Below are 1,020 nucleotides of genomic sequence, written 5' to 3'. Positions count from 1 at the left end.
GTAGGCTTTCTCAGCGATGATGTAGACGCCAAGCTCACGGGTCTTGGTCTGGAAGACATAGTCGCCATCGTCAGTCTCAATAGCCTTGAAGGAAGCGGTAACATCGTTGATGGAACCGTCATCACCGACCATGTAGATCACGACGTTCTCCGGCTCAACCCTCAGATCGTCCTCGTCGGAATCATAGTACGGGTTGTAGAGCTCGAGGGTCGCACGGCTGGTGGAAGCAATTTTGGTGTTGCCGCCGTTAGCGCCGGTGAAGTTGAAGATGAACGCGTCCTGGTCAGCGAAATACTCCGCATAGTCCGCATCTTCCCACTTGGTGGAGAGCTTCGGATAGAAGTACTTGCCGTCGTCGTCGCCAACGAATTTCAGGGTCGCGATGGTGTTGTTCTCATCTTCCCAGTTGATCTCGTTGTCTTCGTTCTTGGTGGGCTTCAGGACCACGCCGTCATCGCCGGCCATGTAATCCTGATCCGCGCCTTCTCCAACGTTGCCGATCCAGAACTTGAGCTCGACAGTGATCTTGTCGCCGGCCTGGAACTTATCAGCGCCGGAAGGAACGTCTTTATCCTTCGCGGTGAAGGTGACGGACGGAGAAACCTTGTACTCGGAATCAGTCGTGTTGTCGTTCAGTTCGACTTTGATGACGGTGTTACGCGGATTACCAAGAATGGACTTCTCAGCAATGGAGATCTTCTTGATCATCTTCGGATTGTCGTCGCCCTTGTCAAACTTCACTTTGAAGTTGTCCTTGTCCTCGAGGCCATTGCTGACCTTGACATAGACGGTCGAGCCGGGCTTTACGAGATCGGTAACCTCGTTCGCGGTATCGTAGTCAGCGACAATCGGAACGGTCGTAGTGGTCTCGGTATCAGTCGCCTTGATATAAGTGGTAACGGTCGCCTTCGGCTTCGCATCATTGGAAGCAGCGAAAGAAACCACACCGAGGGAAAGCACGATCGCAGCAGCCAGAACGACCGCCAGTAACTTTTTCATCGGTAAATCTCCTCCTAAATT

1 protein-coding gene is annotated in these 1,020 nt (G+C 52.8%); it reads right to left on the bottom strand.

The window, feature by feature from the left end; all coding sequences use genetic code 11:
- A partial coding sequence (locus NE609_RS17300) for an acid shock protein (RefSeq protein WP_256153237.1) occupies positions 1-999 on the bottom strand: 999 nt, incomplete at its 3' end.
- Positions 1,000-1,020: the final 21 nt, after the last annotated feature.

The sequence above is a fragment of the Anaerotruncus sp. DFI.9.16 genome (genome assembly GCF_024461615.1).
In the GTDB taxonomy this organism is placed as follows: Bacteria; Bacillota; Clostridia; order Oscillospirales; family Ruminococcaceae; genus Anaerotruncus; species Anaerotruncus massiliensis.
Note: the sequence above shows the minus strand (reverse complement) of the source record. Positions and strands in the feature narration are given on the sequence as shown.